9 protein-coding genes are annotated in these 15880 nt (G+C 46.0%); 4 read left to right on the top strand and 5 right to left on the bottom strand.

The features are described from left to right. Nucleotides 1–158: 158 nt before the first annotated feature. The 4 genes from BN161_RS04085 to BN161_RS04070 all read right to left on the bottom strand — a co-directional run bounded on the left by BN161_RS04085 (nt 159) and on the right by BN161_RS04070 (nt 6268). Nucleotides 159–1211: an efflux RND transporter periplasmic adaptor subunit gene (locus BN161_RS04085; RefSeq protein ID WP_044263331.1), complete on the bottom strand. Its 1053-nt coding sequence runs from the start codon at nt 1209–1211 to the stop codon at nt 159–161. Nucleotides 1212–1311: 100 nt separating this feature from the next. Further along, nucleotides 1312–3624, bottom strand: coding sequence for a family 65 glycosyl hydrolase domain-containing protein (locus BN161_RS04080; protein ID WP_044263330.1), 2313 nt, complete (start codon nt 3622–3624; stop codon nt 1312–1314). A 228-nt stretch (nt 3625–3852) separates the two neighbouring features. Beyond that, nucleotides 3853–5229 (bottom strand): SLC45 family MFS transporter, encoded by a 1377-nt coding sequence (locus BN161_RS04075; protein ID WP_007214797.1) that lies wholly within the window; start codon nt 5227–5229, stop codon nt 3853–3855. A gap of 31 nt (nt 5230–5260) precedes the next feature. Beyond that, the gene (locus tag BN161_RS04070; RefSeq protein ID WP_044263348.1) at nt 5261–6268 is read right to left on the bottom strand and encodes a LacI family DNA-binding transcriptional regulator; all 1008 of its coding nucleotides are present in this window, start codon (nt 6266–6268) and stop codon (nt 5261–5263) included. 405 nt (nt 6269–6673) lie between these two features. Between BN161_RS04070 and BN161_RS30355 the strand changes: the two genes are divergently transcribed. From BN161_RS30355 to BN161_RS04055, 3 genes are all read left to right on the top strand, one after another. Then, the gene (locus tag BN161_RS30355; protein WP_244436411.1) at nt 6674–6892 is read left to right on the top strand and encodes a hypothetical protein; all 219 of its coding nucleotides are present in this window, start codon (nt 6674–6676) and stop codon (nt 6890–6892) included. Nucleotides 6893–7350: 458 nt separating this feature from the next. Next, the gene (locus tag BN161_RS04060; protein ID WP_044263329.1) at nt 7351–8262 is read left to right on the top strand and encodes an Rpn family recombination-promoting nuclease/putative transposase; all 912 of its coding nucleotides are present in this window, start codon (nt 7351–7353) and stop codon (nt 8260–8262) included. A 192-nt stretch (nt 8263–8454) separates the two neighbouring features. After that, nucleotides 8455–12468, top strand: coding sequence for a hybrid sensor histidine kinase/response regulator transcription factor (locus BN161_RS04055; RefSeq protein ID WP_044263328.1), 4014 nt, complete (start codon nt 8455–8457; stop codon nt 12466–12468). A gap of 10 nt (nt 12469–12478) precedes the next feature. Here the strand turns inward: BN161_RS04055 and BN161_RS04050 are convergent, their stop codons facing one another. After that, entirely contained in the window at nt 12479–12961 is a 483-nt protein-coding gene (locus tag BN161_RS04050; protein WP_044263327.1) for a PepSY-like domain-containing protein, read from the bottom strand. Between the two features lie 300 nt (nt 12962–13261). Between BN161_RS04050 and BN161_RS04045 the strand changes: the two genes are divergently transcribed. Continuing rightward, the gene (locus tag BN161_RS04045; RefSeq protein ID WP_044263347.1) at nt 13262–15853 is read left to right on the top strand and encodes a glycoside hydrolase 5 family protein; all 2592 of its coding nucleotides are present in this window, start codon (nt 13262–13264) and stop codon (nt 15851–15853) included. Nucleotides 15854–15880 lie beyond the last annotated feature (27 nt).

Below are 15880 nucleotides of genomic sequence, written 5' to 3'. Positions count from 1 at the left end.
AAGCCCTGAAAGGGCGATATAAAGGTTGATGCTTAATTGCGCCCTTTCAGGGCTTAAATTACAGATATACATAATCACGTAGGGCGTTGCCCTACGCTATGTAATATCAGGCTTTCAGCCTGTCTTGATTTCAGGTATTCAGTTCCCTAAATTATCATTTAATTGATAACTTTTACCGTCTGCCCCTCGACCAGTTGGTGCACTCCGGCAATCACAATAGTTTCTCCCGGCTGTACACCGGTAGAGATAAGAGCATTGGCTTCTCCGGTAGGAGAGTATACGGTTACTTCCCGCTTGCTTACCTTATTATCTTTTACTACCCACACATAGGTCTTCTGGTTCTCGCTCTCGCCGAATATGGCACTGAGCGGAATATTCACAAGCTTTTCTTCCAAGAAGGGAGCTACGTCCGAAGCCAGCTTGATTTTGCACGTAAATCCCGGTTTCACATCGTATAAGGAACGGTTGAAAGCGGGATCTTCAATCCCAATAGTTACCGGGATACCTGTTCCGGCTGTGGAAATATCCAGGTATTCTTCCAGTTGTGCATTGAATACTGCGCCCGGATAGGTGTCGAATACTACTTTGAATGTTACGTCCTTTGCCCGGAGCAGATAGAGATAATCATCCGGCACGGTGAATTTGATGCGCAGCTTCTGGGTATTCACCAATTGTACAATGCCTTCCCCGGAGTTCACACGCTGATAGTTTTCCACCAGACGCTTTTCAATAGAACCGTCGAAGGGAGCGGTCAGTTTGGTATCCCGCATATTATTGCCGGACAGTTCATAAGCAGACTTTGCCTTTTGATAATTGGCAACGCTGATTTCATATTCCTGCACGGAGATTGCTTGGCGCCCCAACAGGCGTTTGTTACGCTCTACTTGTGCTGCGGCTGTTTCATAAGCGGCTTTGTCGGCTGCGTATTGCAGGGAAATGTCGCGTGGATCGATGGCAGCAATTAACTGTCCTTTTTTTACTCGTTGCCCTTCTACTACAGGCAGGTTTACTACCTGTCCGCTGACGCGGAAGGCCAGTTTTACGTATTCCACGGCTTCTACTATACCGGAGAAGTCTTTCCGGATGACCGATTGGGAGCTGGCTGTAGCAGTTTTAACTGGTCGGGTCAAGGTGGCATCGCTCTCTTTCTTGTGCCCGCATGATGTGACAAGCATCATCATGCCGATGGCGAACAAATAGATTTTCTTCATACTAATGTATAGTTGTTCGTTTAGGTATAAAAACATAAAACCGGGAAAACAGATAATTGTTTTCCCGGTTTATTTTGCGCGTTGTTATTGATATAGGCTTCTACTCCTCTATCTTGAGCATCAGATCGGTGCCCGATTTGAGCCTATAAACGTTTTTATATACTTGTATGTTCAGTTCTTCTCCGGTAATAAGTGAAATATTTATTTCTTTGCCTACGCGCATATAAAGTGTACGTCCCTGATAATTTATCTGGAAGGAGTAACTGTTCCACTTTTCGGGAATGACCGGGAAGAAAGAAAGTGTATCTTCCAGAATCTGCATCCCGGCAAAGCCTCGTACAATGGCAAGCCAGCTGCCTGGCATACTGGTGATATGCAGTCCCTGACGAGTTTCGTTGTTGTAGTCATCCAGATCGAGACGGGTGGCATGCAGAAAGAGTTGGTAGGCCTTTTCCACTTCACCGATGCGGGCGGCAAGAATGGAGTGGATGTGTGGGGAAAGTGAAGACTCATGCACCGTCATTGTTTCATAGAAATCAAAGTTACGGCGGACAGTTTCCTTGTCGAAATGGAAGTAATATAGATATAACCCCAACAACACATCGCTTTGCTTGATGTAGCATGAACGTAGTATGCGATCCCACGACCAGTGCTGATTGATGGGGCGTTCTTCGGGTGGAATGGCATCGGTACTTTCCAGTTCCTTATCCAGGAAACCGTCATTTTGTACAAAGATACCCAATTCTTTATCTTCTGGCAGATACATACGCTCGATGATATCGCGCCATTGTTCAGCCTCTTCCTGCTGGCGGAGGTTGGTGACACGGCGTACACGTGCATATTCGTCGGGGTATTCTCCGGCAATGATTTCAAGATAGTTAAGTGTCATCCGCAGGCACTGCACACACGAGTAATTGGTGTACCAGTTATTATCCACGTTGTTCTCGTACTCATCCGGTCCGGTGACACCCAGTATCACATATTTCTGTCTTGGTTTGGAGAAAGATACACGCTGGCTCCAGAAGCGGGAGACGGCAATCATTACTTCCAGTCCGTATTTGGCTACATAATCTTTGCTGCCCGTGATTGCAGCATGCTGTGCAATGGCATAGACGATGATATTATTGCGATGTATTTCTTCAAAGGTAATTTCCCATTCACTGTGGCACTCCTCACCGCTGTAAGTAACTTGCGGGAAGAGGGCGGCACCCTCTTTGAAACCCAGTTTGCGGGCATTCTCTATCGCTTTCGGCAGTTGGTTATAACGGTATATCAACAGGTTTTTCACAATCTCCCTCGGAGTAGAAAGCAAGAAGAACGGTACACAACAAAGTTCCGTATTCCAGTATGTGTTTCCGCCGTATTTTTCACCAGTGAATCCTTTCGGACCGATATTTAGGCGCGGATCATCACCGCGGTACGTCTGGCATAGTTGAAAGATATTGTATCGGATACCCTGTTGTGCTTCCGGGTCCCCTTCGATAACCACATCCATTTCTTTCCATATATCTGCCCAGGCTTGCCGGTGATCGTTTTCCAGCTTGTCCCAGCCGTCTATTTTAGTCTGACGGGCTTTGGCGATGGAATGTTCTATCAATTCCTGGCGTTCATCATAGAGCGACGAACTTATGACGGTATATTTGATGAGCATTACATTGTCTCCCGGCTTCACATCTGCCCCGATGCTGAATCCGGTTTGTTTTTCCTTTTCAATGCGTATTGGGTTCGAGGTGGCTTCTTTGCCGTTCTTGAAGAACTGATAGGTCATGGCATAACATACTTGCGCGTCTTCCCGCCGGGTTTGCGTCCATAGATAAGCGCAATCCTTTGTGACGCCGGAACGGAGGATATTCCATATCTTCTCGTTCGGATCATCGTCCTTATTGACTATGACTGCATCCAGGGAGGGGATCAGTGATATTCTTCCCGTATAATTGATGGAGGTGACGCTGTATTTTATCAGACATAAATCGGGGTGAGCCATATTGTTGATATGCTCCACATGTACCCGTATTTGGTGTCCTTTGGGAGAGGTGATTTCGAAGTCCCGGTAGGAGATACCCGCTTTCATATCGAGCCTGCGGCTGAAGCTGTTCACGTCCCATTGTGCCAGGTCCAGTTCTTCGTCGATGAGACGCAGGCTGACACGACTCCAGTCAGCTGCATTGGGAATACGGGTATAGAAATGAGGAAAACCGTTTTTCCACCAACCTACACGCGTTTTATCAAGAAAGGTGATACCGGCAACGAATGAACCACGGTATGAATCGCTTGAATAAGGTTCCTCGAAATTGCCCCGCTGGCCGAAGCGACCGTTCCCAAGACTGAATATACTTTCTGACATTCGCAGGTTGTCGGCGTGAAAGTTATCTTCAATAATATTCCATTCATCGGTTTTAAGATATCTTTTCATGGTGTGTATCTCAATGGTGATTATGGCGGTAAAGATAAACAAATAAACGGATAAACGGCAATGATGAGGAAAAAAAGAAGACAAAGAATATCTAAAGAATACGATGTGTTTGGTTCCTTTATAAGAATCGCCCCGATCCTTTTAAAGGAACGGGGCGATTATCGTAGAGAAAAGAGTTGTTTGTCGTAGAGGGATAGATATCCCCTTTAAAGTATGTTCTCGCGGGGATTATGCTTTTGCTTGTTCTCCTTTGGTTTCTTTGATTAAATATACACAAACGGCACCGATAATCAACATCACGCCTGCCATGACAAGCATATTTATTTCAGGCGGTAACATGCCTTTCGGGGTAAACAGAGCCAGAATACTACCACCCAGCGTAGCAGCTACAATCTGCGGAATACAGATCGTTCCGTTGAACAGTCCCAGGTAGGTACCCATGTGTCCGCCGCTTAGAGCATTGGTCAGGATGGTGAAAGGCAATGCCAGCATAGCTGCCCATGCGCAACCGATAAGCAGGAAGGAGATGAACAATACATATTGATTGTGAACGAAATAAGTGGAGATGAAACCTATTCCACCCAAAACAAGACTGAGTGAGTAGATCAGTTTGCGGTTCTTGAACATCGGGATACATACAGCCCAGAGTACAGAACCGATGGCCTGTACGGCAAACAATACGCCTACCCAGTCGGCAGCATTCTGATATTGGATACTCTTAGTGTCCAGCACTACTTTGTTTGCGCCGTTCACCACTGTTTCAACGGTAGGAGCATCGAATACATTGGCAGCTACACTACCATTGGTATAGGTCCACATGAACATGAAGGCAAACCAACAGAAGAACTGGACCAAACCTACCGTCCAGAAAGCTTTCGGTGCTTTCACCAGTAGTTTCACCATATTGATCTTTTCCTTTTTTTCCTCTTCGGTGATGCCATGGTATTCTGCATATTCGGCAGGTGGCATTTCTTTTACCTTCACCGTGGTGTAGATGACACAAAGTATCAGAATGGCTGCTCCGATATAGAAGGAATAGATAACCGAGTCGGGAACTACACCTTGGGGAGCTATGTTGCTGATGCCTATCCATGTAAAAATGAACGGGAACAGGAAACCTACCAAGCTACCGGCATTGCACAAGAAACTCTGGATAGAGTAGGCAAGGCCTTTCTGCTTTTCGTTTACCATGTCGCCCACCATCATTTTGAATGGCTGCATCGCCATATTGATGGATGTATCCAGAAACATCAACGATACTAATCCGAATATCATTGCCGTGCTGACTGCCATACCGAAGCTACCGGCATTCGGCAGCAGGCACATTACCAGTACGGCTACCAGTGAACCGACAAACAGGTAAGGAATACGTCGTCCGAAGCGTGTCCACGTTTTGTCGCTTGCAGCACCTACGATGGGCTGTACGATGATACCTGCCAATGGTGGCAATATCCAGAAATAACTCAAATTGTGCGGGTCTGCACCCAATGTCGCAAAAATACGGCTGATGTTCGCACTCTGCAAAGCATATGCGATCTGTACGCCAAAGAAACCGAAGCTGATATTCCACAGCTTCCAAAAGCTCAAATCAGGTTTTACTTTCATTCTTAATTTTATGTATTAGATATTTATTCAGTTATTTCGTTGTTCCCCTCACTACAAGATTCGTCCTCACAATCTTGTTGCTACTCTTGTCATCTCCCCCTTCCAGCTTACCTGTCAGAATGCTGAAAGCACTTTTTCCGACTTCTTCTCCGTGCTGTTCCACGGTGGTCAGTTTGGGATCTGTGCTTTGGGCAATGGCGCCGTCGGTAAATCCGCAGATCGATACTTCGTCGGGTACTTTCTTTCCAACCAGTTTGCAGGCATACAGGATGCCCGAAGCTGTTTCGTCATTGATGGCGAAAAAACCATCGGGATGGTCGGAACCTTCTAGTATGTCAGGGGTGATGGATATGGCGCGTTCCCGTGTATCACACAACATAATCATGCTGTCGTCTACGGGAATCTTATATTTCTTCATGGCGTCCAGATAACCATTCCGGCGGTTCTTGGTGATTTCCAGATGCGGGGCCGCTCCATAAAACAGGATACGCTTGCAACCTGTCTGTATCATATACTCCACGGCAGCAAAAGAACCGGCATAGTCGTCCACTACCACCCGCTCCGTTTTCAATCCGGTGCAGATGCGGTCGTAGAACACAATGGGGATATTATTATTCAGCAAGTCCTGATAATGGTCGTATTGGGAAGTATCTTTTGCTAATGAGGCAATCACACCACAGACGCGGGCGGCAAGGAATGAATGTACGATTTTCACTTCCTGTTCATAAGATTCGTTGCTCTGCGCTACCAGAATATTGTATCCTGCTTCGGCGGCAGCCTTTTCAATGCCACTCAGCACGCACGAGAAAAAGTGATGTACCAGTTGCGGCACAATTACACCGATTGTATTCGAACGGCTGGCTCGAAGATTTACTGCAAGTACGTTAGGCTTATAATTATGCTCGCGGGCGTAAGCATGTATAAGGTTGCGGGTTTCCTGGCTGATATCCGGGTTGTCCTTCAACGCTCTTGACACGGTAGAGGGCGAGACGTTCAACGCCCGTGCTATGTCCTTGATGGTAATCTGCGGTTTATTCATGGTATTCTCTAAGTATTCCTTTATCCAAAGGTAGTGCAAACTGAAAACAATACAAAATAAGCTTGCTTGTTTTTTTATTGCCGAGGTGCAGTTTATTTTATTGAACTGACCTATCCGGTTGCAAAAATAGCTGAATACATGAAATATCGCTTCTTCATTGACAGTTATCGGGTTAGGGATTTGCGCAAACGTTTGCAAACGTTGCAGAAAGTCCCGTTGTCTTTATGCCGGTATTGAACCGGTAGGGAGAGATGTTATCAATATATGAATTTTTCCGAGATCGATATTTGGCATACAATGTAAAAAGAAGTAATTTTGCGAGTATAACAATTTAAAACATGGATGAAACGACATATGGATTTTTAACAGGTGCTTCGGCTTTCGTGATTGCCATATTGGGGAGTCATGCTGGCGACCATAACGATATTGTCGGAAAGCGGATTGGCAAAACTTCGTAGAGCCCGTAATATCCTTGTACCTTCTTATTTCGTGCTGGCGCTTCTCAGTGCGGTGTATTGTTTGACGGGATATGACCGTTGTATCGAACCTGCCAGTACACTTCTCGTTGCTTCATTCCAGGCTTTGCTTTTTTACGATGTCCATGTTGGTTTTCATACGTCCTAATGTAGTCAGGTGGAGAACGGTGCTTGGCAGGCGGAGGCATCACGGTGGCGGGTATAATCTTGTTTGTCGCCTTGTTTTGTTTTACGGATTATTTCTTATGGTTCTTCTATGTGGCTCTTGTTGTCTATATTGCCCAATTGATTATTTATACGCGAATCTTCATGTTGGCTTATCGGGTGATGCATTAGGCGTGGCCTCGCTCAAAGACTTCGATTTTCAGAAACAAGTAAAGGCTGTTCGTGTGGAGTTCACTCCCGACCGGGAGAAGAACTCCCTTCTGATACTGTAGATGATAATCCTTCCGGCGGTGATGGCGGTCTTGAAGAAGACCCGTTGGGATGAGTTAGATATTTTTTATCCTGTCCCTTTCACTTTCTTTCGTATGTTTGTTGCCCTTTTCCGCAAGAAGATGTACCTTTGTGGGTAAAGTTATGTATTCCAAATTAATAATCAGAGAAATGGAAGAACTTCAAGACAAATATGTACGTTTCGACTGGGCCATCAAGCGCCTGTTACGCCAGAAGGCAAACTTCGACGTACTTGAAGGTTTCCTCACCGTATTCCTGGGTGAGAAAGTCACTATTTTGGAAATTCTGGAGAGTGAAAGCAATCAACTGTCCGCTGAAGATAAATTCAACCGAGTGGACATCAAGGCCCGCAACAGTAAGGATGAAATCATCATTATCGAGATACAGAACACCCGCGAACTTTATTATCTGGAGCGGATCCTTTATGGCGTTGCCAAGGCTATCACTGAACACATCTCGCTGGGTGAAACGTATTATAAGGTGAAGAAAATCTACTCCATCAGCGTTCTCTACTTCGATATCGGAAAGGGAAACGACTACCTGTATTACGGCCAGAACCATTTCGTAGGTGTCCATACGGGTGACCACCTTCAGGTGAATGTCAAGGAGCGTGATGCCATTGTCTCCCGCATGCCGGCCGAGATATTTCCCGAATATGTCCTTATCCGTGTGAATGAGTTCGATAAAGTGGCTGTCACACCACTTGAAGAATGGATGAAATATTTGAAGGACGGCACCATTCGCCCCGACACCACCGCTCCCGGTCTGAGCGAGGCTCGCAAGAAACTGAAATACTTCTCCATGCCCCCTAAAGAGCGCATGGCTTATGACGAGCATCTGAGCGCCGTGATGATTCAGAACGATGTGCTGGATTCTGCCAAACTGGAGGGAAAGATTGAAGGACGCGAAGAAGGACGTGCGGAAGGACGCGAAGAAGGACGTACGGAAGGCCGAGATGAAGAACGTTTTTCCATAGCCCGCAACATGAAGCAACTGGGTATTCCTGTTGACGTGATAGTAAAATCTACAGGGCTGACATCGGGAGAGATTGAAACGTTGTAGAATTTTTATAAAGTATGCGATACCGCCCTGTAGCCAATGAATTTTCTTCCTAGACTATGGGGCTTTTGCTTTATTTCCCCACCATTATGAGTTTTGTATGCCAGTGGTTTTAGGCAATTTTTCAGAAAGATGAAGGGCGTTTGTGACGGATTAATTTTATCTTTGTCCCCGACCTTTAACAAACCGAAGTGTATGCGCAGACCTGTTTTTCTTCTTCTACTTATACTTTTGCAGATAACGCTTCCCCTCAAGCTGTCCGGACAGAAACCGGATTATCGCTTGTTCGATAATATCAGTCTGGGGACGGAAACCTCTGTAATCAATTGCTTCCTGCAAGATACACAGGGACTGATGTGGATCGGTTCCAATAAAGGGTTGTTCAGTTATGACGGTTATTCCACGCAGCCACATTTCACTTTTGCCAAGCGTAACAATACGCGGATTTATTGCGGTACGGTGGTAGACAGTACCTATCTTTATCTGGGTGCCGACAATGGTCTGCTGGTTTACAACTATCGCACAGATACCTACGAAGAACCGGAAACGCAACTTCCGACTGACATCCGGGCGCTGCTTGTACATGACGGTCTGCTGTGGTTAGGAACATTGAACGGCCTCTATACCTATTCGCTGAACGACCATCAACTCTCTGCCATTACCGAAGGTATTCCACACCAGACCATCTATTCACTGATCCGCTCTTCAGACGGGCTTCTTTATATCGGCACCTATAATGGCTTCTGCCGTTATATCCCCGCTACCCGGCATTTTGAAGAAATAAACCTGCCTCGCAGTGGCAACCGGAGCAATCAGTTTGTCAATTCCCTGCTGGAAGATACGGTACGCGGCTGCATCTGGATCGGTACGGAAGGGTGTCTTTTCAGATATACGCCTGCCGACGGGCGTACTCAGAGGATTGATGCTTTTCACGATAATTCCGTCAAGTCGTTGGCACTGGATGGCAGTGGGCAGTTGCTGGTGGGTACGGACAATGGTTTGTATGTATATCAAGAAGGAGAACCTTTGCTGCACGTGGTCCACGACTCCCGAAATCTGCAATCACTCTCCAATAATATCATCTGGACCATCTTTGCCGACCGGGAACATAATATCTGGCTAGGCACGGATTACGGAATTTCCATGTCACGGAATAACAACGCATTGCGTTATATCCCCATTTCACAAATCACCGGAACGGGAGAGGGGAACCAGTTCTATTCCATGCTTCGCGATACACACGGAACCTACTGGTTTGGCGGAACCAACGGACTGATTCGTTTCACCCAGCCCTTGGGTGAAGAACAAGATGTTGCCTGGTATAAAATGGGTGATCGGAAATATCCCTTGTCGCACAACCGGGTACGCCATCTTTATGAAGACCGGGAGCGGCAACTCTGGGTGGCTACCGATGGCAGTATCAGCCGTTATGATCCGAAGAACCGCCAGTTCGTCCATTATAGCATTGTGGACAGCACCCGTCGCTACAATGCCAACTGGGCGTATCATTTATTTGAAGATCGGGAAGGAAAACTCTGGATAGCCACTTGTCTCGGTGGAATCTTTGTGGTAGACAAACAGAATCTTATGCGTTCTTCCGGTGGTCCCTATATGGCAGAGAAGACGTATTCCATCCACAACGGCCTTTCGGGCATGTTCATCAATCAGCTAATCCCTGACCGTGAGGGGAATGTATGGGCATTGCTGTACAACAGTGCCAACAGCATTGAGAAGATAAATCCCCGCACAGGCGAGATAACCCATATTGCCCCGGACGAGCTGACAGGCGAAAGAACCCCCAACTTCATCCTCTCTGCCCAAGACGGTCATATCTGGATAGGCTTCCCCGGTGGTGTGATGCGTGTACAACCCGATAACGATAGTATTCACATGCTTCCTTTCGATGAGTACAATCACTATGCGATACTCTCCATGGCTGAGGCTGACGGAAAAATCTGGATCTCTACTACCGACGGTTTCTGGGTGGCAGACCAGCAGACGCTGGAAATCCGTCGGCTGAATATCACTGATAAACGTTTCACCAGTATGTTCTTCGACCGGATAAGCAGAGAATTTTACTTGGGTACGGCAGATGGCTTTGCCATATCTTCACCGGAAGCTCTGCTGGCGGAACACACCGAAAAGCCTCTTATCCTGACTGCCATTTACATCAACAACCAACTGTATCAGCCCAATGCCTCACAAACTGATGTTTCACATTCCGGTACCGGATACTCCGGCGCTTCTTCATTGCCCGGACAAAGCATCCGCTACTCGCAACGGATAGAACTGGCTTATGACCAGAATAACCTTGCCTTTGAACTTTCCGATCTGCCTTATTCTCTTGAAGAGAAAAGCAAACTTGTATATCGTCTGGAAGGTGTGGATCGTAAGTGGAACTTGCTGAAAGCAAATACGAACCGTATCACTTATAATAATCTGAGCTATGGAGACTATCGCCTGCTGGTGAGCAAGTTGGATGCTTATGGAAAACCATCGGACCGGGCTTATACATTGGAGGTTCATATCATTCCGCCCTGGTACTATACTCTGTGGGCCAAGGTACTCTATGTTTTGCTCTGTCTGGTACTGGTGATCTGGACCATCAACTTCTTCCGCGTTAAGAACCGCTTGAAGTTGGAGCGTATGGAGAAGGAGAAGATTCTGGAACAATCACAGGCGAAGATGGAGTTCTTCACCAATCTTTCCCATGACTTGAAAACTCCGTTGAGCATGATTATCGCCCCTATCAGCAAGTTGCTGCCCGGCATCAAGGATCAGCAGGAGAAGAAACAACTGGAGCAGGTACATCGAAATGCCATGAAGCTGAATTCACTTATTCATCAGGGGCTGGACTTCAACCGGGTGGATAGTGGAAACAGTACATTACTGATACTTTCTCAAATCGAACTGGTATCTTTTGCGCATGGCTTGTTCACCTTGTATGCAGAGGAGAAGGCGAAAGAGAAGAAGCTAACTTTCCATTTCCATACCGACCGTGAAAAGATATACATACAGATGGATGCCATAAAACTGGAATCTATCTTGGATAACCTCTTGTCCAATGCCGTGAAGTACACTCCGGAAGAGGGTGAGGTAACGCTTCGTTTACAGGCTTCTGATAAAGGAGTGAATATCTCTGTATCAGATACTGGTATCGGTGTTCCCCGTCAGGATCAGCCGTATGTTTTCCAGCGTTTCTTCCAGTCTCCCAAGACGGCAGGCAAAAAGGAGGGAACGGGTATCGGACTATATTTGGTAAAGACTTATACGGAACTGCACGGTGGTAATGTTCAACTTTCTTCAGAAGAGAATAAAGGTACTACCATTACGCTGACCCTTCCGGTGATTGCTATGGAACAGTCTGCCGTAGAGGTTTTTCCAGAAACTGTTTCTTCTGATATCGAACCTGTCGTTGCCAAAGTTGAAGTTGTGGTTCCAGATACAGGTATGCCCACTTCGGATGCCCCATTGCTTCTGATTGTGGATGATACTCCGGAGGTTTCAGAGTTTATCTATCAGATACTGCATACCAAATATCGTTGCCGTTTAGCGGATAATGGTAAGATAGGTATGGAACTTACTATGGAATTAATGCCCGATCTGATTATAGCTGATGTCATGATGCCCGTAATGGATGGGCTTGAAATGGTGCGTCATATCAAGAAGAATATTCCCACATCCACTATTCCCATTATCTTGCTGACAGCGAAAAGCGATAAGGAAACAGAGCTTGAAAGTATCCAGTTACATATAGATGCTTTCATTCCTAAACCCTTTGAACCGGATATTTTACTTTCGCGCGTGGAGCAGTTATTACATAGCCGGGAGACGCATGAGGTGAAAGCCCGCATGGAAGTTCTTTCCACCCCGAAGGAGATAGAGGCGGTTTCTTATGATGAGAAGTTTCTGGCAAGCGTGATTCATCTGATAGAAGAACATATCTCGGACTCTGAACTGAATGTGAATGCCCTTTGCGAATGGACCGATATCAATAACAAGCAGATGTATCGCAAGATAAAGCAACTGACGGGCATGACACCTGTGGAATACATTAAGTCCATCCGCATGAAAAAGGCGGCTATGCTGCTGAGGCAGCAGAAGTTTACTGTGGCCGAAGTGATGTATATGGTTGGTTTCTCCAATCATTCCTATTTTTCTAAATGCTTCCAGGCTGAGTTTGGGGTGACGCCAAAGCAGTATGTCTGAGGGGGCTCTTTTATAAGAAGACTTCCGCACCAAGCAGGTTGTTGAAATAGGTTGCATTACGTTCATCCTTCAATCCACCGTCGAGGGTGAACAGTAGTTGGTACCTGGTCTGGGTATTCGCCATTCCCACAATTACGGAAACCATCGCTTCCCGTTTGGGAAACTGAACTAAGGTGACTCCCTGTACCATTCCATCGGAATATTCGCTTGCTGCAAAAGCATTGTACACGGCATTGGGCACTTCATCCATCGTTTCCCAGTCAATCTGTCTCATTTCCCATTGTGCTTCGGAGTTGAACCAGACCTTTGTGTCGAAACCATTCTGTATAAAGTCCGCTACATAGTAAGTCTCATCCCGTGACCAAGCAACATCCTTGGCGGCAGGATACATCTTTTTCAGTGCTGTCTGCACATTGACAGGCGCATAGTCGGCCAGGGCCGGAACTGATGTCAGGAGCATCAGAAGCAAGAAAGAATACGTCAACTTTTTCATTGTTCCTTCATTAGATTGTTATCGTTTCGAAAAGAACAACGAGTGGTGAGTTTTGTTTAGCTATCGGGAACATTGTCCAGCGGAAGTATAAACAGGAAGCGTGCTCCTCTGGTGTAACTCTTGTCCAGTTTCACTTCACCTTTCAGGCGCCCGGCAATGATTGTTCATAAATGTTATATGTATATTGTTGATAATCAGGTGATGTCCTTTTTGTGTTGTTTTATGTCCGATATCTGCTTTGATGAATAATTGCCCTCCATTACTTTTGCCGTCAAGAAAAAACAACTTGAATTTGATGACATGCAGAGACACATTCTTATTTTGATTACTTGTTTGCTGGCGGTAGTTGCCCCAGCACAGAACAAAGTACAAAAAAACGCACAGCCCCAAGTACGAAAAAGTATCCCTACTGTTTATGTGGATGCCAACGGCGTCATGCGTTGGTCTGATACCCGGAAAGAGGCTTCTTTCTTTGGTGTGAATTATACCCTGCCTTTTGCCCATGCTTATCGTGCAATGGGCTATCTGGGCATTGACCGCAAAGCTGCTATCGACCGTGATGTCTACCACTTTGCGCGCCTGGGACTGAATGCTTATCGCATCCACATCTGGGACGTTGAGATTTCCGATGGCGAAGGCAACCTGCTGGAGAACGAGCATTTGGAATTGCTGGATTATCTTATCTTTAAATTGAAGGAACGTGGCATTCGCATCGTTATCACTGCTCAAACCAACTTCGGCAATGGCTATCCCGAGCGTAACCAGCCTATCGGCGGCTTTTCCTACAATTATGATAAATGTGCTATTCATAGCGATGCAGAAGCTATTGCTGCACAGGAAAAGTATATTGCAGCTCTTATACGCCACGTGAATCCTTATACAGGTTATGCTTACAAAGACGATCCTTATATCGTAGGCTTTGAAATAAACAACGAGCCTTGCCATCCGGGCACTGTAGTCGAAACGCGTAATTACATAAATAAAATGCTGTCCGCCCTAAAGCGTGCAGGTAACCGTAAGTCGGTATTCTACAATGTCAGCCATAACCAGCATGTGGTAGAGGCTTACTATTCTACAGCCATACAAGGTACTACCTATCAATGGTATCCCATTGGACTTGTATCCGGACATACCCGCAAGGGGAACTTCCTGCCTTCCGTAGACCGCTATGATATTCCTTTCTCCAATCTGAAAGGTTTCGATAAGAAGGCCCGTATGGTTTATGAATTTGATCCCGCTGATATTCTTTATTCTTATATGTATCCGGCCGCTGTACGCACTTTCCGCACAGCCGGTTTCCAGTGGATTACTCAGTTTGCCTATGATCCTATCGATATGGCAGCATACAATACCGAATACCAGACTCATTACCTGAATGTAGCATACACCCCGAATAAGGCTATCGGATTGATGATTGCCGCAGAAGCGGCACAGAAAGTGGGCAGGGGAGAGAGTTTTGGCAGTTATCCGGCAGATACATTATTCAATGATTTCCGTGTCAGCTACGTGCAGGATTTAAGTGAACTGAATGACGGAGAGAAATTCTACTATTCCAATACAACTCAAACCCGTCCGAAAGATATTTCTCGGCTTCGCGCAATTGCAGGTTGTGGCAAATCTCCGGTGGTGAATTATGAAGGTACAGGAGTTTATTGGCTGGATCGTTTGGAAGAGGGTGTTTGGCGTTTGGAAGTAATGCCCGATGCCGTACAGGTTAGTGATCCGTTTACAAAGCCTTCTTTGGATAAAGAAGTAATGCGCATTGTTTCCGGTGCATGGGATATGACTCTGAATTTACCTGATTTAGGTAAGCAATTCCGGGTGAACGGCTTGAATAATGGAAATACATTCAGTACACAAGCTGCGAATGGTAAGATTTCGACCCTCAGTCCGGGCGTTTATCTGTTACAGCGTGAAGGTATATCTGCTTCCGGTAAATGGACTGCTGATACTTATTGGCAGAATATTACTCTTGGTGAATATGTACGTCCATCCATTTCAGATAATAAAGGTTTTACTGTTACTCATTCTCCTGCCAAGACAGTAGATGCCGGTAAAGATTTACAGATAGAGGCCATTGTGGCGGGTAATGAAATGCCCGATTCCGTTATTATCTACACAGATAAGATATCTTTCTGGAATGAAAAGAATCCTTATCTGAAAATGAATCATGCAGGCGGTTACACTTATCGTGCTACCGTACCTGCTACAGAGATAAAAGAGGGTTGTTTTAGGTATAACATCGTCGTTTGTCAAGGCGATAAGCGACAAACGTTTCCTTCGGGAGTAGCCGGGAGTCCACTGGATTGGGACTATACTTCGGCTACCCTGTGGGAAACCAACATAGTCGCTCCTGAAAAAACACTGTCTCTGCTGGAAATAGTGGATGCTGATAGTAAATTGGAAACATATACTATGCCCGAATGGAGCCGTACGAACCGCCAGTTAATACAAAATGCACCGACAGAGAAGCCTACCCTGCGCATCACCTTCGAGTCTAAAGATAAGGCACCCGTCTTTGTTCTTCGTTGCTACATTAAGGGTGATATCGACGGACGCCCTGAGCGACTGGCTTCCTGCCGTACCTTGTGCATCCATGCAAAGAAGATTCCCGAAGGACTAAAAGCCGGCTTCATTACTTCTGACGGATATACCTATCTTGCTTCGTGTGCCGCTGCGACTGATGGTATCATTCGTGTACCCTTGCAGGATTTAAAACAAACGAATACCGCTTTGCTCCCCCACGCCTATCCGGTCTTCCTTGATCATTATTTCCGTCCGCAGACTGAAATACCTTTCAGGGTAGAGGGGATTGAAACTCTTGAACTCTCCTTTGACGGAGTTGCTGAAAAGACTGCGGAAATAGAGATAGGGAGTATCTGGCTTGAATAAAATAACTACAATTTTTCATCCGCAGAT

The sequence above is a fragment of the Bacteroides timonensis genome, assembly GCF_000513195.1.
Classification (GTDB): Bacteria; Bacteroidota; Bacteroidia; order Bacteroidales; family Bacteroidaceae; genus Bacteroides; species Bacteroides timonensis.
The sequence above is the reverse complement of the archived record's forward strand: the minus strand, read 5'-3'. Positions and strand labels throughout refer to the sequence as shown.